The 21,013-nt window shown below is 64.3% G+C and carries 20 protein-coding genes and 1 riboswitch; of the genes, 13 read left to right on the forward strand and 7 right to left on the reverse strand.

The annotated features are described in order from the left end of the window. Window position 1: 1 nt before the first annotated feature. The 3 genes from dnaJ to VGM71_RS02410 all read left to right on the forward strand — a co-directional run bounded on the left by dnaJ (window position 2) and on the right by VGM71_RS02410 (window position 3,179). The gene (dnaJ, locus tag VGM71_RS02400) at window positions 2-1,138 is read left to right on the forward strand and encodes a molecular chaperone DnaJ (protein ID WP_331542192.1); all 1,137 of its coding nucleotides are present in this window, start codon (window positions 2-4) and stop codon (window positions 1,136-1,138) included. Continuing rightward, on the forward strand, window positions 1,135-1,947 hold the full coding sequence (dapB, locus tag VGM71_RS02405) for a 4-hydroxy-tetrahydrodipicolinate reductase (RefSeq protein WP_331542193.1): 813 nt from the start codon (window positions 1,135-1,137) through the stop codon (window positions 1,945-1,947). The genes dnaJ and dapB overlap by 4 nt, the downstream gene beginning before the upstream one ends. A gap of 7 nt (window positions 1,948-1,954) precedes the next feature. Then, window positions 1,955-2,147: riboswitch (yybP-ykoY riboswitch) on the forward strand. Window positions 2,148-2,171: 24 nt separating this feature from the next. Beyond that, on the forward strand, window positions 2,172-3,179 hold the full coding sequence (locus VGM71_RS02410; protein WP_331542194.1) for a sodium:calcium antiporter: 1,008 nt from the start codon (window positions 2,172-2,174) through the stop codon (window positions 3,177-3,179). A 121-nt stretch (window positions 3,180-3,300) separates the two neighbouring features. Here VGM71_RS02410 and VGM71_RS02415 read toward each other — a convergent pair whose 3' ends face one another. Beyond that, window positions 3,301-3,984 (reverse strand): 2OG-Fe(II) oxygenase, encoded by a 684-nt coding sequence (locus VGM71_RS02415; protein WP_331542195.1) that lies wholly within the window; start codon window positions 3,982-3,984, stop codon window positions 3,301-3,303. A 215-nt stretch (window positions 3,985-4,199) separates the two neighbouring features. Here VGM71_RS02415 and carA point away from each other — a divergent pair, with 215 nt between their 5' ends. The 3 genes from carA to greA are packed head-to-tail and all read left to right on the forward strand — an operon-like array spanning window position 4,200 to window position 9,099. Continuing rightward, window positions 4,200-5,342 carry a glutamine-hydrolyzing carbamoyl-phosphate synthase small subunit gene (carA, locus tag VGM71_RS02420; RefSeq protein WP_331542196.1) on the forward strand — a complete coding sequence of 381 codons (1,143 nt, stop codon included), beginning with the start codon at window positions 4,200-4,202 and terminating at the stop codon, window positions 5,340-5,342. Window positions 5,343-5,392: 50 nt separating this feature from the next. Then, window positions 5,393-8,620, forward strand: coding sequence for a carbamoyl-phosphate synthase large subunit (gene carB / locus VGM71_RS02425; protein WP_331542197.1), 3,228 nt, complete (start codon window positions 5,393-5,395; stop codon window positions 8,618-8,620). Further along, the gene (gene greA, locus VGM71_RS02430; RefSeq protein WP_331542199.1) at window positions 8,617-9,099 is read left to right on the forward strand and encodes a transcription elongation factor GreA; all 483 of its coding nucleotides are present in this window, start codon (window positions 8,617-8,619) and stop codon (window positions 9,097-9,099) included. Before carB ends, greA begins: the two co-directional genes overlap by 4 nt. On the opposite strand, the gene VGM71_RS02435 is transcribed toward greA, so the two are convergent. Then, a complete protein-coding gene (locus VGM71_RS02435) occupies window positions 9,090-9,986 on the reverse strand; it encodes an RNA polymerase sigma-70 factor (protein WP_331542200.1) in 897 nt (298 codons plus the stop codon). The two genes, greA and VGM71_RS02435, sit on opposite strands and share 10 nt — an antisense overlap. Before the next feature lie 194 nt (window positions 9,987-10,180). Further along, a complete protein-coding gene (locus tag VGM71_RS02440) occupies window positions 10,181-10,594 on the reverse strand; it encodes a cupin domain-containing protein (protein ID WP_331542201.1) in 414 nt (137 codons plus the stop codon). Window positions 10,595-10,775: 181 nt separating this feature from the next. Between VGM71_RS02440 and VGM71_RS02445 the strand changes: the two genes are divergently transcribed. The 4 genes from VGM71_RS02445 (at window position 10,776) to VGM71_RS02460 (ending at window position 13,435) form a co-directional block, all read left to right on the forward strand. Next, window positions 10,776-11,084 carry a hypothetical protein gene (locus VGM71_RS02445; RefSeq protein WP_331542202.1) on the forward strand — a complete coding sequence of 103 codons (309 nt, stop codon included), beginning with the start codon at window positions 10,776-10,778 and terminating at the stop codon, window positions 11,082-11,084. Next, window positions 11,081-12,082: a LysR family transcriptional regulator gene (locus VGM71_RS02450; RefSeq protein WP_331542203.1), complete on the forward strand. Its 1,002-nt coding sequence runs from the start codon at window positions 11,081-11,083 to the stop codon at window positions 12,080-12,082. The genes VGM71_RS02445 and VGM71_RS02450 overlap by 4 nt, the downstream gene beginning before the upstream one ends. A gap of 72 nt (window positions 12,083-12,154) precedes the next feature. Then, window positions 12,155-12,925, forward strand: coding sequence for an SDR family oxidoreductase (locus VGM71_RS02455; protein ID WP_331542204.1), 771 nt, complete (start codon window positions 12,155-12,157; stop codon window positions 12,923-12,925). A 3-nt stretch (window positions 12,926-12,928) separates the two neighbouring features. Continuing rightward, window positions 12,929-13,435 carry an Ohr family peroxiredoxin gene (locus tag VGM71_RS02460; RefSeq protein ID WP_331542206.1) on the forward strand — a complete coding sequence of 169 codons (507 nt, stop codon included), beginning with the start codon at window positions 12,929-12,931 and terminating at the stop codon, window positions 13,433-13,435. Here VGM71_RS02460 and VGM71_RS02465 read toward each other — a convergent pair whose 3' ends face one another. Beyond that, window positions 13,436-14,599 (reverse strand): M35 family metallo-endopeptidase, encoded by a 1,164-nt coding sequence (locus VGM71_RS02465; RefSeq protein ID WP_331542207.1) that lies wholly within the window; start codon window positions 14,597-14,599, stop codon window positions 13,436-13,438. Window positions 14,600-14,883: 284 nt separating this feature from the next. On the opposite strand from VGM71_RS02465, the gene VGM71_RS02470 reads away from it, so the two are divergent. The 3 genes from VGM71_RS02470 to VGM71_RS02480 all read left to right on the forward strand — a co-directional run bounded on the left by VGM71_RS02470 (window position 14,884) and on the right by VGM71_RS02480 (window position 18,817). Further along, the gene (locus tag VGM71_RS02470) at window positions 14,884-16,506 is read left to right on the forward strand and encodes an OFA family MFS transporter (protein ID WP_331542208.1); all 1,623 of its coding nucleotides are present in this window, start codon (window positions 14,884-14,886) and stop codon (window positions 16,504-16,506) included. Window positions 16,507-16,692: 186 nt separating this feature from the next. Further along, window positions 16,693-17,013, forward strand: a complete 321-nt coding sequence (locus VGM71_RS02475; RefSeq protein ID WP_331542209.1) for a hypothetical protein — start codon at window positions 16,693-16,695, stop codon at window positions 17,011-17,013. Between the two features lie 4 nt (window positions 17,014-17,017). After that, window positions 17,018-18,817 (forward strand): GGDEF domain-containing protein, encoded by a 1,800-nt coding sequence (locus VGM71_RS02480; RefSeq protein WP_331542210.1) that lies wholly within the window; start codon window positions 17,018-17,020, stop codon window positions 18,815-18,817. A 70-nt stretch (window positions 18,818-18,887) separates the two neighbouring features. Here VGM71_RS02480 and ykgO read toward each other — a convergent pair whose 3' ends face one another. The 3 genes from ykgO to VGM71_RS02495 all read right to left on the reverse strand — a co-directional run bounded on the left by ykgO (window position 18,888) and on the right by VGM71_RS02495 (window position 21,003). Further along, window positions 18,888-19,013, reverse strand: coding sequence for a type B 50S ribosomal protein L36 (ykgO, locus tag VGM71_RS02485; RefSeq protein WP_029213509.1), 126 nt, complete (start codon window positions 19,011-19,013; stop codon window positions 18,888-18,890). 88 nt (window positions 19,014-19,101) lie between these two features. Further along, the gene (locus VGM71_RS02490; RefSeq protein WP_331542211.1) at window positions 19,102-20,016 is read right to left on the reverse strand and encodes a LysR substrate-binding domain-containing protein; all 915 of its coding nucleotides are present in this window, start codon (window positions 20,014-20,016) and stop codon (window positions 19,102-19,104) included. Window positions 20,017-20,367: 351 nt separating this feature from the next. Continuing rightward, on the reverse strand, window positions 20,368-21,003 hold the full coding sequence (locus VGM71_RS02495; protein WP_331542212.1) for a CoA transferase subunit B: 636 nt from the start codon (window positions 21,001-21,003) through the stop codon (window positions 20,368-20,370). Window positions 21,004-21,013: the final 10 nt, after the last annotated feature.

The raw sequence follows: 21,013 nt of genomic DNA on the forward strand, positions 1-21,013 counted from the left end.
AATGAGCAGTAAGCGCGACTATTACGAAATTCTGGGTGTGGAACGCACCGTCACCGAGGGCGACCTCAAGAAAACGTTTCGTCGCGTCGCGATGAAGTACCACCCTGACCGCAATCCGGACGATCCGGAAGCGATCGACAAATTCAAGGAAGCGAAGGAAGCCTACGACATCCTCTCCGACGCGCAGAAGCGCGCGGCGTACGACCAGTACGGTCATTCCGCCTTCGAGGGTGGCGGTTTCAGTCGAGGCAATGGTAACGGCGCCGGCTTTGGCGACGTGGGCGACATCTTCGGCGATATTTTCGGCGATATTTTCGGCGGTGGCGGCGGGCGTCAGCGTGCGCGCCGCGGCGCGGACCTGCGTTACATGATGGATCTCGATCTCGAAGAGGCCGTTTTCGGCGTCGAAAAGAAGATCGAGGTACCCACCCAGGTCAACTGCCACCACTGCAACGGCACCGGGTCGGAAGACGGCAAGGTGTCGAAGTGCTCCACCTGCGCCGGTCACGGCCACGTGCGCATGCAGAACGGCATCTTCTCCATCCAGCAGGCTTGCCCGGCCTGTCACGGCTCCGGCCAGCAGATCGAGAAGCCGTGCAATAAGTGTCACGGCGAAGGCCGCATCGAGGAAGAGCGCACGCTGTCGGTGCGTATTCCCGCGGGCGTGGACAATGGCGACCGCATCCGCCTCACGGGGCAGGGCGAAGCCGGTCCGGCCGGTTCGCCGGCGGGCGATCTTTACGTGGAAGTGCGCGTGCGCGAGCATGCGATCTTCCAGCGCGACGGTTCCGACCTTTACTGCGAGATGCCGATCCGCTTCGCGCAGGCGGCGCTGGGCACCGACCTGATGGTGCCGACGCTGGAAGGCGAAGTCGCGGTCAGCGTGCCGCCGGAAACCCAGACAGGCCAGCAGTTCCGCCTGCGCGGGCGGGGCGTGAAGTCGGTTCGCGGCGGTCGCACGGGTGACCTCATTTGCACCGTCGTCGTCGAGACGCCGGTTCGCCTGACGAAGGAACAGCGCGACCTGCTTACCCAACTGGAAACCACCTTCGTGGGCGAGGAAGCGGCAAAGCACACACCGCGCTCCACGACGTTCATGGATGGTGTGAAGGACTTCTGGTCGAAGGTCACTTCGTGACGCGTTCCATCCGTCTCGCCATCAGTGGCGCTTCCGGTCGAATGGGACGCGCTTTGCTGGACCTCGTGCGCGACGACAAACGCTTCGAACTCGTGCGTGCGGTGGTTTCGTCCTCCTCGGCCCGTCTGGGCAAAGCGGTTTACGGTGACGTCCCGGCGGTTCGTTTCGGCGATTGGTCGGGAGACGGCGATATCGACGTGGTCGTCGATTTCAGCGGGCCAGGCGGCCTCGTCGCTGCGCTGGATCGTTGCGAAGCTACTGGCGCGGCCCTGGTGACCGGAACCACCGGGTTGTCGCCTGAACTCGAGGAACGTCTGGCGAAGGCCGCCGAACGTATCGCTGTGTTGCGTGCGGCCAATTTCAGCCTCGGCGTCGCCGTGCTGACGCGCCTGCTGCGCGAAGCGGCGGCGGCATTGCCGGGGTGGGATATCGACATCGTCGAAGCCCATCACAATCACAAGGAGGATGCTCCTTCGGGCACGGCGCTGGCCCTCGGGCATGCCGCCGCGGAAGCGCGTGGCGCCAGTCTCGACGAACTGGCGGTCTACGCACGCGAAGGCCGCCCGGGCGCCCGCAAGGCGGGCACGATCGGCTTCGCGGTCGTACGCGGTGGCGACATCGTCGGCGAGCACCAGGCGTTGCTGATGGGGCACGGCGAGCGCATCGAACTGGGTCACCGCGCCACCGACCGCTCGATCTTCGCCCGGGGCGCTCTGGAAGCCGCCGCGTGGATCGCCGGCCGCGCGCCTGGCGCATGGACCATCGAGGATGTCATCCGCGGCCCTACCCAAACCTGGAGCCCGTGTTAAGATTCGCGCCGATGTCATTGGGGAGTAGCCATCCTCGTTCCCCCTGAGGAGTTCGCGTCAACAGACTTGGCGGTCTTACGACCCCATGGCGCGGACGGCAACGGCGCAGCACAGCGCGCCGGTCGCCCGGCGAGACCTTTGGCCATCGACATGCTCACCCGGGCCGGGCGAGCGATGTCGTTGTGCCATCGGTTCCTTGCGCTCGCCCGGCCTCAAGTCACCCCATGCTTCTCACGTGTTTCCTGTTCCTGGTGTCGGCCGGGGCCATCTATTTCGCCTGCGAATATTTCGTCAACGGCGTCGAATGGTTCGGGCGCAAGCTTAACCTCGGTTCGACGACCACCGGTACGGTGCTTGCGGCTTTTGGCACGGCGCTGCCAGAAAGCGCGGTGACCTTCGTGGCCGTGATCTTCGGCAAGACTCCCGAGGCCCGTGATATCGGCGTCGGTGCCGCCCTCGGTGGCCCGCTGGTGCTCGCCACCATTGCCTATGCGGTGGTCGGATTCGCTTTACATGCAGGCCGCAAGCGCTTGAAGCGAGCGGATTCCTGGGTCCGCGTGGACAATCGCCGGCTGGCCCGCGACCAGTCCTGGTTCCTGGGCATTTTCATCGTGAAGATCGGGCTGGGCCTCGTCGCCTTCGCCTGGAAGCCGTGGCTCGGCGTGCTCTTCCTGCTTTCTTACGCCTTCTACGTCTGGCGGGAAATGCGCGACGACACCAGCGCACCGGAAGACGAGGAACTGGAACCGCTGACCTTTCGCCGCCACGACGCGAACCCGACCATGGGCTGGGTGGTACTGCAGACCGGGCTTGCGCTGCTGGTGATCGCGGTGGCCTCGCGCACCTTCGTGTGGCAGCTGGAGGCGCTGGGCAGTTTCTTCCATCTTTCGCCGCACATCGTGGCGCTGGTGCTCAGCCCCGTGGCGACTGAACTCCCCGAAACGGTGAATGCCTTGATCTGGGTGCGGCAAGGCAAGGAGCGCCTGGCGCTGGCGAACATTTCCGGCGCGATGATGATCCAGGCAACGATTCCAAGCTCACTGGCCTTGTTCGCCACGCCGTGGCTGTTCGATACGCCGCTGATCGTGGCCGGTGCCATCACGGCCGTGGCGGTGATCGCCCTGTGGGCGATGTTCCGCCGTGGCGCGGTCGAGGCGCGCTGGCTGATGCCGATCGGGGCGCTTTACGGGGTGTTCGCGCTGTTCGTGGCCTGGTATTTCGGCGCCCGGTAGGAGCGCGCCCTGCGCGCGACATCCTTTCGCGAGGTGCGACAGGGATCCGCGTCCGGCCCTTTGGCTCACGGCCTCAAAATATGTCGCGCGCAGGGCGCGCTCCTACGGGGGGGGGGCGGCTTCAGTCGGGGTGGGACGCGTTCCGATCCCGGTCCGCGCCCATCTTGCGGTCCAGCTTGCCGAAAATCTTCTTGAAGACCCGCGAAAACTTGCCCCGTTTCGTCTTTCGCGCCTTCTCTTCCTCGGAGGTGAGCCAGGCCACCTGGATGACCCGGCGCTCACCCTCGTAGGGCAGGTGGCCGTGGAAGGAGTTTTCCGCCCGGCGGAACACGGCGAATTCGCCGTACAGCGGCTTCAACTCAGGGGCAACGACGTCGTCGATGTCGTTGATAGAGCGAAGGAAACGCAGGCAGCCGTCGCTGGTGTCGGGCCACATGGGGTTGAGGTAGATCAGCGCCGTGGCGATCTTCGACTTGCTGTCGGTGTGGATGGTGCCGTGGCGGCGATTGAGCAGCCGGCAGAGGGTCACCAGGGTGGGGTAATGCTCCAGCCCTTCGATGCCCAGATGGCGGCCTACGGCGGCCGAAAACTCGCGGGAGGTCATTTGCTCGACCAGCTCGTTCACCGATGGGCCGCAATCGCTTGCGTCGTAGGGAAAGAACCCTGCGCTCCCGTACTGGGGGAAATCACGGTCGAGATCATTGCGGGCGTCGTCCGGAAGCTGCCCGTGAGCGATCATGAATGAGAACGGCTCGTGCCTGATGTCGGTGTCGGGACGTTCCAGGCGGGCGGGGTCGAGCAGCATGCGGGCGGTCTCAGGTAGATACCTCCCCGGCATTGTATCGTGCCGGGGTGCGTTCCCCACGGCATTTGCCTACACGTTCATGCGTGGTTTCCAGTGGACAGAAACGTTCCTGTCACCTATCATTCTTACCCGCCCAACGATCCCTTTTCCCCGAGGCCCACGAGCCGCTTCATGCTGGCTTGCGGGCCTTGCTGCACCTGAAGGCGGCCCATCCCATGCGTACTCCTGCTCTGCTTGCTCTCGAAGACGGCAGTGTTTTTCACGGCCACGCGGTCGGTGCCCGCGGTGAGACGGTTGGTGAGGTGGTGTTCAACACCGCCATGACCGGTTACCAGGAAATCCTGACCGACCCGTCGTACTCCCGTCAGATCGTCACCCTCACGTACCCGCACATCGGCAATACCGGTACCAATGACGTCGACGTCGAGGCCGACCGCGTCCACGCGGCAGGCCTGATCGTGCGCGACGTGCCGCGCCTGGCCAGCAACTGGCGCAGCACGGAGCCGCTGCCGCACTACCTGCAGCGCCACGGCATCGTGGCCATTGCCGGCATCGATACGCGCCGGCTCACCCGCATCCTTCGCGAGAAGGGCGCGCTGAACGGCTGCATCGTCGCGGGCGATGCGATCGACGCCGACGCGGCGGTGGAGAAGGCGAAGGCCTTCCCCGGCCTCAACGGCATGGACCTGGCGAAGGTGGTCAGCACCACGAAGACCTACCAGTGGACCGAGGGCGTCTACGACCTGGACAAGCAGGCCTTCTACAACGCGCCGAAGAAGCTCAAGGTGGTCGCGTTCGACTACGGCGTGAAGCAGAACATCCTGCGCCTGCTCGCCGGTCGCGGCGTCGACATTACGGTGGTGCCCGCGCAGACGCCCGCCAGCGACGTGCTCGCCATGGATCCGGATGGCATCTTCCTGGCCAACGGCCCGGGCGATCCGGCAGCCTGCGACTACGCCATCGAGGCCACGAAGCAGATCCTCGCCACGAAGATCCCCACCTTCGGTATCTGCCTCGGTCACCAGATCATGGCGCTGGCCATCGGTGCGAAAACGCTGAAGATGAAGTTCGGTCACCACGGTGCGAACCACCCGGTGAAGGACCACGACACGGGTCGCGTGCTGATCAGCTCGCAGAACCACGGTTTCGCCGTGGATCCCGCGACGCTGCCGGCCCATGTCCGCGTCACCCATACCTCGCTGTTCGACGGCTCGCTGCAGGGCTTCGCCCTGACCGATCGCCCGGCGTTCTGCTTCCAGGGCCACCCGGAAGCGAGCCCCGGCCCGGAAGACGTCGGTTATCTGTTCGACACGTTCATTGCCGCGATGGAAGCGCACAAGGTGAAACGGGCGTCCTGACGCCCCAGGTCCCGCCATTCTCCATCCGCCATCGATTCGCGAGGAAACATATGCCAAAGCGCAGCGACATCAAGACCATCCTCGTCATCGGCGCCGGCCCGATCGTCATCGGCCAGGCCTGCGAGTTCGATTACTCCGGCGCCCAGGCTTGCAAGGCGCTGAAGGAAGAGGGCTACCGCGTCGTCCTGGTCAATTCGAATCCGGCGACGATCATGACCGACCCCGAGACGGCCCACGCCGTCTATATCGAGCCGATCAACTGGCAGACGGTCGAGCGCATCATCGCCAAGGAGCGCCCCGATGCGGTGCTGCCGACGATGGGTGGCCAGACAGGCCTCAACTGTGCCCTCGACCTGGCCGACAACGGCGTGCTCGAGAAGTACGGCGTGGAACTGATCGGCGCCTCGCGCGAAGCCATCCGCATGGCCGAGGACCGCGACCTGTTCCGCAAGGCCATGGCCGACATCGGCCTGGAATGCCCCAAGGCCGCGGTGGCCCGCTCGATGGAGCAGGCGCTGGAGATCCAGACCACGGTGGGCTTCCCGACCATCATCCGCCCGAGCTTCACCCTGGGCGGTTCCGGCGGCGGCATCGCCTACAACAAGGAAGAATTCGTCGAGATCGTCGGCCGCGGCCTTGAACTCTCGCCCGTACACGAAGTGCTGGTCGAGGAGTCGGTGCTGGGCTGGAAGGAATTCGAGATGGAAGTGGTTCGCGACAAAGCGGACAACTGCATCATCGTGTGCTCGATCGAGAACTTCGATCCGATGGGCGTGCACACCGGCGACTCGATCACCGTCGCGCCGGCGCAGACGCTTACCGACAAGGAATACCAGCGCCTGCGTAACGCCTCGATCGCCGTACTGCGCAAGATCGGCGTGGATACCGGCGGCTCGAACGTGCAGTTCGGTATCAATGCCGAAGACGGCCGCGTTGTCGTCATCGAGATGAATCCGCGCGTGTCGCGTTCGTCGGCGCTGGCCTCCAAGGCCACCGGTTTCCCGATCGCGAAGGTCGCGGCGAAGCTCGCCGTCGGCTACACGCTGGACGAGCTGAAGAACGACATCACGGGCGGCCTCACCCCCGCATCGTTCGAGCCGTCCATCGACTACGTCGTCACCAAGATCCCGCGCTTCGCCTTCGAGAAGTTCCCGGCCGCCGATGCCCGCCTCACCACCCAGATGAAGTCGGTGGGTGAGGTAATGGCCATGGGGCGCACCTTCCACGAGTCGATGCAGAAGGCCTTGCGTGGCCTGGAAATCGGCAAGACGGGCCTGAACCCGACGGGCCTGGACATTGGTAGCGAGGAAGGCTTCCTGACGCTCAAGCGCGAACTGCGCGAGCCCCGTCCGGACCGCGTGTTCCATGTGGCCGATGCCTTCCGTGCCGGCCTCTCGCTGGAAGAAGTGCACGAGTTGACCCGTATCGATCCGTGGTTCCTCGCCGCGTTCGAGGACATCGTGATGACCGAAGGCGAGGTGCAGCGCCAGGGCCTCACCGCGCTGGACGAGCCGCGCATGCGCGAACTGAAGCGCATGGGCTTTTCCGATGCGCGCCTGGCCGAACTGGTCGACACGAACGAGGCCGCCGTGCGCCACCTGCGCCGCACCCTCGGTGTGCGCCCGGTGTACAAGCGCGTGGACTCCTGCGCCGCCGAGTTCGCCACCACCACGGCCTACATGTACTCCACCTATGAGGAAGAGTGCGAAGCCAACCCGACGGACAAGGATAAGATCATCGTCCTCGGCGGTGGCCCGAACCGCATCGGCCAGGGTATCGAGTTCGACTACTGCTGCGTGCACGCGGCCCTTGCCCTGCGCGAGGACGGGTTCGAGACCATCATGGTCAACTGCAACCCGGAAACCGTGTCCACCGACTACGACACCTCCGACCGCCTGTATTTCGAGCCGCTGACGCTCGAGGACGTGCTGGAGATCGTCGACCTGGAGAAGCCGAAGGGCGTCATCGTGCAGTACGGCGGCCAGACCCCGCTGAAGCTTTCGCGCGCGCTCGAGGCAGCCGGCGTACCGGTGATCGGCACCAGTGCCGACTCGATCGACCTGGCCGAGGACCGCGAGCGCTTCCAGAAGATGATCCAGAAGCTCGGCCTGAAGCAGCCGCCCAACCGCACCGCGCGCAATGCCGACGAGGCGCTGGCCCTGGCTCGCGAGATCGGCTATCCGCTGGTGGTACGTCCCAGCTATGTGCTGGGCGGCCGAGCCATGGAAATCGTCTACGCCGACGCCGACCTCTCGCGCTACATACGCGAAGCGGTGCAGGTGTCGAACGAATCGCCGGTGCTGCTCGACCGCTTCCTCGACCACGCGGTGGAAGTGGACGTGGACATCGTCGCCGACACCGAGGGCAACGTGCTGGTGGGCGGCATCATGGAGCACATCGAGGAAGCCGGCGTGCATTCGGGCGACTCATCGTGCTCGCTGCCGCCGTATTCGCTCAGCGCCGAGGTGCAGGACGAAATGCGCCGCCAGGTGAAGGCCATGGCACAGGAACTGAAGGTCATCGGCCTGATGAACACGCAGTTCGCCATCCAGGGCGACGACGTGTTCATCCTCGAGGTGAACCCGCGCGCTTCGCGCACGGTGCCTTTCGTCTGCAAGGCCACGGGCATGTCGCTGGCGAAGATCGCCGCGCGCGCCATGGCCGGCCGCACACTCGCCGAGCAGGGCGCGACGAAGGAGATCATCCCGTCGTACTACTCGGTGAAGGAAGCGATCTTCCCGTTCCTGAAGTTCCAGAACGTGGATCCGATCCTCGGGCCCGAAATGCGTTCCACGGGTGAGGTGATGGGCGTGGGCCGCAGCTTCGGCGCCGCCTTCGCGCGTGGCCATGAAGCCGCCGGCATCAAGGCGCCGCCGAAGGGCAAGGTGTTCATGTCGGTGCGCGACGCCGACAAGGACCGCCTGCTGCCGATCGCGAAGGACGTGGCCGCGCGTGGGTACGTCATCGTCGCCACGTCGGGCACGGCGAAGTTCCTGCAGGACAACGGCGTAGCGTGCGAGCGCATCAACAAGGTGCTCGAGGGCCGTCCGCACATCGTCGACCTGATCAAGAACGGCGAGGTGGTCTATATCGTCAACACGACGGAAGGCAAGCAGGCCATTTCCGACTCGTTCTCGATCCGCCGCGAAGCGCTGCAGCAGCGCGTCACGTATTCCACGACCGTCGCAGGCGCGCGTGCCCTGGTGCATTCGCTCGACTTCCATGCCGATGGTGAAGTCAACAGCCTGCAGGACCTGCATAAGGAGTTGAAGGTATGAGCAGCACCCGTCCTCCCATGACCCAGAAGGGTGCCGATCGCCTGCGCGACGAGCTCGAGTACCTGAAGCGGGTGAAACGGCCGGAGATCGTCGCAGCCGTGGCGGAAGCCCGTGCGCACGGCGACCTGAAGGAGAACGCCGAGTATCACGCCGCGCGCGAGATGCACGGCTTCAACGAAGGCCGCATCGCCGAGCTGGAGGCCGCCCTGTCCAATTGCGAAGTGATCGATACCGAACGCCTCAGCGTGGGCAAGCGCATCGTATTCGGTGCGATCGTCGAATTGATCGACCTGGATTCGGAAGCCCGGGTCACCTATCAGATCGTTGGCGACCTCGAAGCCGATATCAAGCAGAACCTCATCGCGGTGTCCTCGCCGATCGCCCGCGCGCTGATCGGCAAGAACGAGGGCGACGAGTTCGAGTTCACGGCCCCGAACGGCCTGAAGAACTACGAGATCACAGGCGTCCGCTACAGCTGACGTCCTGAGAAGCCCTGCAATCCACGCACAATCCGGGCAAGCTTGTCCGGATTGCGCTGCACATGGATGCTGAGGATCTTCTCTCCATCCGTGACATAGCTCTGCGCTGACTCCAGCTCGCCGTCGATATAGCGGAGCAGGGACCACTCCCCATTGATGCGCGCCATGCGCACCAGCACGTTTTCCCCGTAGCGCAGGTGCGAGGCGTAGAACAGCTGGGCGATGCGCTGGCCGCCGAGCATCGGTTTCGGGAACGCGCTGACCTTGCCGCCGCCGTCGCCGCTCAGGTCGGCGTCCACGGCCAGCATGTCGCGGAGCGTGTAGAAGTCGCCCTTCGCCATGGCGTCGGCGAAGCGGCGCATCAGGACGAAGTGTGCGTCGTGCGGCACGGTCTGCCGGGGACGCTCGTCGCGAAGCTGGTCTTTCGCCCGGTGTACCAGCTGGCGGCACGCGGCTTCGCTCTTGCCGATAGTGCAGGCGATCTCGGGATAGTCGGCATCCAGCACTTCGCGCAGCAGGAAGGCCGCCCGTGCTTCCGGCGTCAGGCGTTCCAGCAGGAGCAGGAAGGCGACGGAGACGTCGCTGGCAAGTTCCTGGAGGTCTTCCGGCGAGGCGCCTTCGTCGGTAAGGATCGGCTCCGGCAGCCAGATGCCCACGTATTCCTCGCGCCGTGCCTTGGCGGCACGCAGCCGGTCGATGGCGCGCCGCGTCGTGGCGGCTACCAACCACGCTTCGGGATTGTCGATGGTCTCGCGCTCGACCCCGTTCCAGCTCAGCCAGATGTCCTGGACCACATCTTCCGATTCGGCCACCGAGCCGAGCATGCGGTAGGCGATGCCATGCAGGCGCGGCCGCAAGGCGGAGAAGGTCGCGGTGGCCTCATTCATACCCATTGAGACGATTGTGCCTGCGCATTTGTGACGCGTCTTGAGCAAAATCATCCTACACGCAATCTTTGCGTATCAACGGATCATTGTAGGAGCGCGCCCTGCGCGCGACAGCCTTTCGCGAGCCGCAACAGGCCCTGTAGCGTGACCGCAAAAAGCTGTCGCGCGCAGGGCGCGCTTCTACAACGCTCTTTTTAGGGGATCGGGATCACCAGCGGCTTGTTCTTGTCCTTCAGGATGAACACCACGAACCTGGCCGGTTCGGTCTTGCTAGCGTTGCGGCCGACAGTGTGGATGTCGTCGAGGCCTTCATAGAAGGTGTCGCCGGCCTTCAGCGTCTGCTCCGGCTTGCCCTTGACACCCATCACGATGTTGCCTTCGATCACGTACAGCATGGCGTGGGCATCGTGGCGGTGCATGTGTTCGATCGCGCCAGGCGGGTAATCCACGGAGATCATGGTGATCTCCTTGCCGGGATTGTCTTTGAGCGCCTTGGTCATGAGGTGCTTGACGGCGGGCTGCGGCGCACCTTCGGCCGGATCCTTCTGTGCAAGGGCGAGGGTCGGCGAAAGCGCGAGGAGTAGGGCGAGTGTCTTGGCGATGCGCATGGGAGTGTCCTCGGTGGGGGCTCAGGAAAGCCCGGCTTTGTCCCTGCCCCCAGGCCTTGTCGTAAGCGCCCGGGATGGGAAGGAAAGTGATGGAAGGCTAAGACCGGGCCTCTCGCCGTAGTAGATATCCGCGCGGGACTACGGTGTTGCTCGCCAGACACCAATGGCCATGTCACAAACGGTGAGCCCGGTACGTCTGTTGAATATGGACCAGCACACGAGCACCTACGAAAGTTTGCGCAGGCAACTATCGTCACGCCAGCCAGTCGACGCCGTATTCAATGGACTCCTGGACGCACTCGACGGGCTACCTGCGGACGCCTGTGTAGCTTTCCTCATGAGCGACATCTTCGAATCGGGTATCGACGAAGTAGCGATGCTGCTGCATCGCGACGCCGGCGCCTGTCGCGAACTGCTCCACGACGCACGCTCTTACATACGGGCGGGCGCCACGCGCCGCCCCCGGCCCCGGAACGAGGATCTGCCATGAACCCGTATTCGCCGTCGAGTTGCGGGGGCGCGGACGCGCTCGCCAACTCGTTTTCCGCCAGCTACGCGGGAGTGATCGCGTTCATCGCGGTGGTGAACGAGGGCAGTTTCGCCCGGGCCGCCGATCGTCTCGGCATTGGCCGCTCTGCCGTGAGCCGCAGCGTGCAGAAGCTGGAACTGCAAGTGGGAGCACGCCTATTCTCGCGCACGACGCGCAGCACCTCGCTCACCCGCGAGGGCGAGATATTCTTCGAGAACTGCAACCCCGGCGTCGAACGCATCTCTCAGGCGCTCGACGATATGCGCGAGCTTCGTAACGGACCGCCACGCGGGCAGTTGCGCATCGGTGCGCCGATGGGATTCGGGCGCAAGGTGGTGGCCCCGTTGCTGAAGCGTTTCCGCGACGCCTATCCGGATATCGCCATTGACCTGCTGCTCGACGACCGTCCCTTCGACTTCACCGGCGACCGCATGGACGTGGCATTCCGTAACGGCCGCCTGGAAGACAGCCAGATCATCGCGCGGCAGGTCGTGCCGATGCAGATGTTCGTGTGCGCCACGCCGGAGTACCTGCGCGAACACGGTGCCATCGAAAGCGTGGACGCGCTCGGTATGCACAGCGGCATTCATTACCGTTCGGGCTCGGGCCGCATCGACGAGTGGGAGTTCAAGGTCGACGGCCGGCTGCGCAAGGCGCTGCCGCCGGCCATGGAGGTATTCAACGACACCGACCTGGTCCTGCAGGCCGTGCTGGACGGGCGAGGTGTCGGCCAGCTGGCCGGCTACCAGGTCTGCGATCACTTGCGTTCCGGCCGGCTGGTACCTTGCCTGACGCAGTACGCACCCGACGACCGCGGGCATTACATCTGCTACCAGAGCCGCCAGCAGCTGCCTTCACGCATCCGCGTGTTCATCGACTTCATGATCGGCGCCATCCGGGCGATGGACCTGGAATGCGGCAGCACCTTGCCCATTGGTGCAGCAATGGCAACACCGTGATCCCGCGAAGGGTGCTACCGGGTTGAACGTACCGAACCTAGGATGATCCGACGTTCAGCAGAGGTCACGATCATGAAAATCCTTGTCATTGGCGGCACCGGTCTCATCGGGAGCAAGGTCGTGCAGCGCCTGCGCGCACTCGGTCACGAAGCCATCGCCGCTTCCCCGTCTTCGGGGGTCAACACGCTTACCGGAGAGGGCCTGGACGAGGCCATGGTCGGTGTCGATACGGTGATCGACCTGGCCAATTCCCCCGTGTTCGTGGGCCCATCGGTGCTCGACTTCTTCGAGACCGCCGGGCGCAACCTGTTCGCGGCGGAAAAGCGGGCCGGTGTCGGTCACCACGTCGCCTTGTCGGTGGTCGGTGCGGACCGGTTGACCGCGAGCGATTACCTGCGCGCCAAGGTAGCCCAGGAGAGACTGATCGCGGAATCGGGCGTACCGTTCACCGTCATCCGTTCGACGCAGTTCTTCGAGTTCCTGGGTAGCATCGCCCAGTCGACCGCCGCGGACGGCAAGATCAGCCTGCCCACCCAGTACATCCAGCCCATCGCGTCGGATGACGTGGCCGAAGCGGTCACCGCAGGCGCGCTCGGTGCGCCGGTCAATGGCATGGTGGAGATCGGCGGCCCGGAAAAATTCCGCATGTCGGAACTGGTGGCCCGCTTCCTCAACATCATCCAGGACTCGCACGAGGTGGCCGGCGACCCCGGCGCACCTTATTTCGGGGCGCAGCTCGAGGAGGATTCGCTGGTGGCGGGTGGAGGCGCCCACCTCGGCAAGATCGACTTCCCGGCATGGTTGAAGACCTCGAAGTACGCCCAGTACGCATCGGCAGCCTGAAACATGCGCAAGCCCGTAGATAAACCGGCACCGCCTCCGGTGTCGTTGCTCGACCGGTACAACGGGGCGGAATTCGCCCCGTTGTACACGGGTACGGTCAGTGTCACCGGCGGCGAGGCCGCGCATGGCCGTGCCTCCGGCAAGGCTCGCTCGACCGACGGCTGGCTCGACATAAGTCTGCGGCTGCCGCCGGAGCTGGGTGGCCCGGGTGGTGGAAGCAACCCGGAACAGCTGTTCGCGGCGGGGTTCGCCGCCTGCTTCCACGGCGCACTGAGCCTTCTGGCCACGCGCGAGCAGATCGCCATCCCCGATGCCACGGTCACCGCCGCGGTGACCTTTGGCCGCGATCCCATGGATGGCCTGTTTACCCTGGTGGCACACGTCGTCATCTCGCTCCCGGGCGTCCCGCGTCCACTTGCGGAGGGCCTGGTCCGCAACACCGAGCGCCTTTGTCCCTACGCGAAAATGGCGCGCCAGGGCATCGAGTGCATCGTGAGACTGGAAGATTGATCAGGGCTCCTGTGTATCGCTTTTATTGTTCGTGTCCGTAACGAAGTATTCGAAGTTCAAGGCACTCCGGACGGCGTGGGAGCGATTGGTTGTGGCGAGGTTCTTTGCGCTTTCCTGGTTGGTGATGAACGGGTAGTCGGATCGCCCATCCAGGAGATGGTCATAGAAGTGCGTCATTTCATGGTAGACCGCCGACCGACGTGAGTCCCATCCTTCTGCTTCCGCATCGAAGAATTTCTTGCAGAAGTGGATGTTGTATGGCGTGTGATCTTCTGCCCACGCATATGTATCTTCGTATCCTGGGCTGCAGCCGCACGTGGGTGAGATGACTCCGTTAACGAGCCGCAACGCGGCGGTTTCGATCGTGCGTTTTACCTGTGCGTTGTTTCCGGTTCCCCAGCCCGGATCTTCAGGCATGGGCTCGGCGGGATCGTGCGTTCCGAACCAGCGTGAATATCGCGGATGAGGTTTGAACGTGAGAACGAAATCATCGCCCGTAAATTCGTACACATAGATCATCGTATTCAGGAACCGCTCCGCGCGGGTGGCGTCGGCCCTCGCACCAATACGGGCGCTTTCTATGTCGACAGATTGCTCGACGTCGCATGTCAAACTGGCTACTTCGTCCGAAGCACGCCGTGCCCATGGAATGGGCGAGCGGAGAAGGAACTGGATGCGGTTCGTCGATACGACCCCTTGGGCGTTGGGAACGAAACGGCCCAGTTCGTCCAGGGGAGCCCTCTCGGGGTCAAGCGATGTCTCCAGATGCAGATCAAAACTGACGGTGTACCAACCCGCGCGAGTGAAATCGTACTCTCTGGTCAGATCAACCTCGCGTTCAAGCGTTTCTCCCGGCGCCACCTGTATGAAGTGAGCCAACCGTACGGGCCCTGTATTTACGCGTCTACCCATGTACCTGACTGGCTTGCCACTATCGTCGGTGAGGTCGAAGACGGGCTGGGGGAGTCGTCCATCCGGCGCGGCGAAAGGTGTCCACCAGCGGAATACGTTGACGGGCGCATCGCCGGTATTGGTCAAGGTGACAACGATGGTGGCGGGGCTTGGTGCCTTCGGGTCCGTAGAGAGGGAGAGTTTGGCTTCGATGTGCCCGGTCGCTATGGCACTGTGACATCCGAAGGTGGCGATCAGGATGACGCCGATCATGGGCAGAATGAACCGTCTGCGCATCAGTTTGCTCCGTACAGGGAAGGCTGAATCCTGTAAGGCATGAACGAGTGCCGCGATAGGACAAGTCCGAAAAAGGTCCGTCTGAGCCAGAGAGGCTGACGTGGTTCACACTTTTGGGATGCCGGTGCAAGTTTGAGATTCTTCGCCTTGACAACCAGCCTGATCGGCTCGCCATAAGACCAAGGTAGGGTGTGGCGGCGCCAGAAACCTGCCTAAGATCCCGTCAAGACGGATGTACCGTCATCGGCGGGGGATGGCACATGGCTTCAGGCGGCTTGCTGGCGCGGGAACGTACGATCGCAGGACCGAAGTTCAATCGCTGGCTCGTGCCCCCTGCGGCGCTTGCCATCCACCTTTGTATCGGCATGGCCTACGGGTTCTCCGTGTTCTGGCTGCCGATGACGAAACTCGTGCCGGGGGCGGATGCGGCCATCTGCGCCAGCCAGGGCTTCCTCGACCAGCTCACCACCACCACGTGCAACTGGACGGTGCCGGCGGTCAACCACATCTTTGAAACGTTCATCGCCATGCTCGGCGTGGCCGCGGCCATCTGGGGCGGCTGGCTGGAACATGCCGGTCCGCGCAAGGCGGGCTTCATCGCCGCCTGCTGTTGGGGTGGCGGCCTGGTCATCGGCGGTATCGGCGTGTCGATGCACCAGCTGTGGCTGGTCTATCTCGGTTGTGGCGTGCTGGGTGGCGTAGGACAGGGGCTGGGTTACATCACGCCCGTGTCCACCTTGATCAAGTGGTTCCCGGACCGCCGTGGCCTTGCCACCGGTTTCGCGATCATGGGCTACGGCGGCGGCGCGATGATCGGCGCACCCATTGCCGTGAAGCTGATGGCGGTCTTCGGGAACGGGGTGACGGCGGGTGTTTCGTCCACCCTGATCTGCATGGGCATCCTCTATTTCGTCGTGATGTCGCTGGGTGCCTTCGGCTTCCGCGTCACCCCGAAGGGCTGGCAGCCGCTGGGTTTCCAGCCGGATGTTGCCGGTGCGAAGAAGGCACCGCTCATCACGCATCACCACGTGCACCTCGATCGCGCGTGGAAGACGCCGCAGTTCTGGCTGATCTGGGGCGTGCTTTGCCTCAATGTGACCGCGGGCATCGGCGTGATCTCGATGGCGAGCCCCATGCTCCAGGACGTGTTCGGGGCGGGTCTGCTCGGCGTGCACTCCGCGACGGAATTGTCCACCGAGCAGAAGGCGGCGATCGCGGCCGCCGCCGCCGGGCTGGTAGGACTCATCAGCCTCTTCAATTCACTCGGTCGCCTGGGTTGGGCGTCCGCGTCGGACTTCCTCGGACGCAAGCTCACCTACATCGTGTTCTTCGTTCTCGGCATCGTGCTCTATTGCCTGTTGCCCACCCTGGGCCACATGGGCATGGCGGCGGCCTTCGTCATCACCGTGTGCGTGATCATCTCGATGTACGGTGGCGGCTTCGCCACGGTGCCGGCGTACCTCGCGGATATCTTCGGTACGCAGATGGTCGGCGCCATCCATGGCCGCCTGCTCACCGCCTGGTCGGTCGCGGGGATCGTCGGGCCGGTATTGATCGCCGGTGTGCGTGAAGCCCAGCTCAATGCCGGGGTACAGAAGACCCTGGTCTACGACCGCACGCTGTACATCCTTGCCGGGCTGCTCCTCGTGGGCCTCATCTGCAATCTCCTGGTCCGCCCGGTCGACCCGAAGTACCACATGACCGAGGACGAGCTGGCGCGCGAGCGTTCGTTGCAGCACGAATCCGCCACCTCAGCGGAAGATCTTGCCGCCGTGGCGCGGGGCGGATTCGGCATGGTGGGAACGTTGGCATGGCTGGGCGTGGGCATTCCTTTCCTGGTGGGCGTGTGGATCGCGCTGCAGAAGGCGGCCGCACTGCTCTAGCGACATTTCCGCGGGCCATTCCGGAACCTGCCACGCAGGTGTCTGATCTGCGTCGCAGTCCCTTCGGCTGGTCCGGTTGGCCTACTACTCCGGACGCGCGTGGGGGACTATCATTCGCTCGCGAGCGGCCTCGAGGGGAGGTTCGCCGCGAGGGCCGGGTGAGGCCCGGCTCAAAGGATGAGGCAGATGGGGAAGGTCATCGAGTTCCTTGCGCGTCTTGGCGGCGATGCGGCGCTACGCCATGCATCCGCTGACACCGTGCGCATGGCGCTGCTTGAAGCGGGCGTGGAAGGCGACGAACTCGGCGATGCTCTTTCGGCGAATGACGGCGATGCGCTTCGCGCCCTGCTAGGCCAGCGCGAACTCTTCTGCTCGCAGATGCCGGACGGCCCCGCCCACGAGGAGGAGGATCCGGTCGATGGAGAGGACGAGGACGAGGACGAGGACGGCGACGGCGAGCCAGACGAGAACGTTTCCCACAGCCCACCCGCGGACCCATTCCGCTAAGGCCGTGAAAAAGGCCCTCCGTCACGCTTTCCCGTGGCTAGCCACTATCCTGCTGATGGTCTGCATGGGCTTGCGCGCGACGCCCGACGAGGCCGGCAATCCGTCGTCTGCCGAGGCGATCCTCTCTCGCGCCGACGACATCAAGATCGTGGACTTCCAGGGGTTCGGCCGCCTCCTGGACGATCTGGCGACGCATGATGCGAAGCTGGCGCCGGCCGATCACTGGAAGCTGCGCTTCCTTCAGGGCTGGCGTTACACCTGGGTGGGCGATTACGAGAACGGAAGGAAAGCGTTGGAGGAGGTGGCCGACGAGGCTACCGACAACGTGCTGCGCTTTCGTGCGATGGCAACCCTGATCAACCTGCTTGGCGTCGGACACCGGTACCAGGAAGCCTTCGTGAGGCTCAACCAGCTGCAGGATCTGATGCCGTCCATCCGCGATCGCAAGGCCCGGTTCCAGGGCCTTGGCGAGGCCTCGCAACTTCTCAGTTCCGCCGGTCAGTACGAGCAGGCGGCAGCGTATGCAAGGGAGATGATGGAGAACCCGGCACCCGGCCGGACGATATGCGTCGGTGCGCAGCACCTGCTCCGTGCGGAGCGCGAAGCGAACCGGCTGAAGACGCTGGACCCCATGTACCTGCGGGCAATGGAAGTCTGCGATACGACGGGCAACGATGTCTTCGCGGACACCATGCGTGCCGACATCGCCGCCTTCCATCTTCGCCAGGGCCGGCCCGCCGAGGCCGTGAAGATCCTGACGGATTCCCGGGACAGGCTGCGCGCGCTGAATTATCCCGCGCTGCTGACGGAATACGATGCCACGCTTGCGCAGGCTTACCTGAAGCTTGGCGACGTGGCCAATGCGCGACGCTTCGCGCTTTCCGCGGTGGCGGGTTCGATCAAGGACGAATTCACCGATCCGCAGCGCACGGGTTACAGCGTGCTCTATGAGGTGGAGCGCCGCCTGGGCAATGCGCCAGCCGCGCTGGCTTACCACGAAAAATACATGGAAGCCGACAAGGGCTATCTGAACGACGTGAGCGCACGCAGCCTTGCGTTCCAGATCGTCGATCAGCAACTCCTGGCGCGCAAGGCCGAAGTCGACGCCTTGAACAAACAGAACGAAATCCTGAGGCTTACCGGCGCGCTTGACCGGAAGGAAGTGGAAACCGGACGCCTTTACATCGTCGTGCTGCTCGCCAGCCTCGGGGCGATCGGCTGGTTGCTGCTGTGGCTGCGGCGCTCGCAGTTGCGCTTCATGAAGCTGGCGCGGCGCGATGGTCTCACGGGTATCTGCAATCGCGAGCACTTCGTGGAACAGGCGCAGCGCGTGCTGGCCTACGGTGCGCGTTCCGATCGTGGCGCCTGCCTGATCCTGTTCGATCTGGATCACTTCAAGGCCGTGAACGACACCTTCGGGCATGCTGTCGGCGACGAGGTACTCAAACGTGGCGTGGACGTGTGTCGTCGCGCCCTGCATGCCTGCGATGTCTTCGGCCGCCTGGGTGGTGAGGAATTCGCGGTGCTCCTGCCCGATTGCAGCCCGGCGCAGGCTCGCGCCCGTGCGGAGCAGCTACGCCTCTCGATCGCGGCCACCTCGGCCACACAGGCGCTGCCCACCCTGGCGGTGACCGCGAGCTTCGGCATCGCCGGCACCATGCAATGCGGCTTCGAACTGCACCGTCTGCTCGTGGTGGCCGACGCGGCGCTTTACCGGGCGAAGCGGGCAGGGCGCAATTGCGTGTTCATGGGCGATACGGGTGACATTCCGGATTCGCCCTACCTGTCCGAGGCCAGAGGATAAGCGTGCCTTCCGGCGTTGGACATAAAAAAAGGCCGCTTTCGCGGCCTTTTTTCGACACGTCGCAGCTGGATCAGCGCTGACGGGCCTTGAAACGCGGGTTGCTCTTGCAGATCACGAACACTTTGCCGCGACGGCGAACGACTTTGCAGTCACGGTGACGCGACTTCGCGGACTTCAAAGAGGAAAGCACCTTCACGGCCAGCTCCTGAAACTTTACGGACAAGGAAAAACGGAATTGTAGCGATCTGCTTCTGCTTACGCAAGCACCGGCCGCCATTGGTCTTTCAGGCGAGGCCCAGTTTGGAGCGGGCCTCGCGGACGGTGCGAAGGAAGCTTTCCAGCACCGGGGACGTATTGTCCACGCGCGAGGCCACAGCGAGCAACAGATGGGCCTCGGGGTCGTCGACCGGGACGAAGGCGACGCCTTGCAGATGCACGACCCGTAACGACGCCGGCACGAGAGCCACGCCCAGTCCGGCCGCCACCAGCGGAAGGAGGGAAGGAATCTGCTGCGCTTCCTGGCGAATGTGTGGCCGGAATCCCGCCTTGTTGGCGAGCAAAGCCAGGCGGTCGTTGAGGGTCGCGGCCTGGGCGCGCGGCGGTGCCACGAACCGCTCCCCCGCCAGTTCGACCATTCGCAGGACCGGCTGCTTCGCCAGCCGGTGGCCTGCGGGCAGGGCGATCACCAGCGGCTCGTGATCGATCACCTCCACGTTGAGCTGACGAGCGTTCGCCACGCCCTCCGGGTGGGCGCGCAGCAGGCCCACGTCAATCTGACCGGACAAGATGGCGTCGTACTGGGCCCCCGTGAACATTTCCCCAAGGTGCAGGCTCACGCCGGGTACGGCGTGGGAAAAACGGAGCAGGGTTTCAGGCAGTGCCGGATGGAAGGACACCGAGACGGCGTAGGCGAGCCTGAGTTGGCCGGTGAAGCCGGCAGCCGCTTCGGTCACCACCGTCCTGGCGCTCTCGGCACGGGCGAGGATGGCCTTTGCCTCGGCGAGGAAAAGCCGGCCGGGTTCGGTCAGGGCCACGCGGCGGCGGTTGCGGTCGAGCAGGCGAACGCCGAGGTCGGCTTCAAGCGACTGGATTTGCTGGGAAAGCGGCGGCTGGGAAATATGCAGGCGCTGCGCCGCCTGGGTGAAGCTCAGGGTCTCGGCAACCTCGACGAAGTAGCGTAGCTGGCGCAAGTCGAACATAGTCGATTTTCGAATAAGTGAGTGCCGAAAGATATATTGGCCGGAATTTCCTAGGAAATCTATGATTCACCTCGACCTACCACCAACCCCTCCCCCTGGGTCGGTAGGTCCCTCGCCCCGCATCGACGCTAAACACCGGCATTTGGCCTACCTCCCCCCCCGAGGCCCATGCTGAGGCGTCCTCTGCGGGGCGACTTCTTTTTTACGTTCGGAAACGGCACGGCCGGCGGGACGCCCTGTGGGAGCGCGCCCTGCGCGCGACAGATTTTCGGCCCGGTTCCGAAGCTTGCGCGCCAGCTCCGGCTTCCGGCCTCAAAAGCTGTCGCGCGCAGGGCGCGCTCCTACGATCGATCAGACCTTCGAAGTGAAATAGCAGCCGGTGCCGGCGCGCACCTGGGCCTCGTCCACGCCCGGCGCCAGTTCCACCAGCGCCAGCCCGTTCGGGGTCACGTCGAACACGGCCAGGTCCGTGATGATCCGGTTCACCACCTCTTTGCCGGTGAGCGGCAAGGTGCACTCGGTGAGGATCTTGGGTGAACCATCCTTCGCCGTGTGTTCCATCAGCACCACGACGCGCTTCACGCCGGCCACCAGGTCCATGGCGCCACCCATGCCCTTCACCATCTTGCCAGGCACCATCCAGTTCGCGATGTCGCCGCCGCAGGTGACCTGCATGGCGCCGAGGATGGAGATGTCGATGTGTCCGCCGCGGATCATGGCGAAGGAATCCGCGCTGGAAAAATACGACGCGCCGGCGCGGGCGGTCACCGTCTGCTTGCCGGCATTGATAAGGTCGGCGTCCACTTCGTCGTCCGTCGGGAATGGGCCGATGCCGAGCAGGCCGTTTTCCGACTGCAGCCACACGTCCACGCCCTGGGGCAGGTGATTCGCCACCATGGTCGGCAAGCCGATCCCGAGGTTCACATAGTCGCCGTCGGAGAGTTCCAGGGCGGCGCGCTGCGCCATCTGTTCGCGGGTCCAGGCCATGGTCGGTTTC

The organism is Luteibacter sp. (genome assembly GCF_036499525.1).
In the GTDB taxonomy this organism is placed as follows: Bacteria; Pseudomonadota; Gammaproteobacteria; order Xanthomonadales; family Rhodanobacteraceae; genus Luteibacter.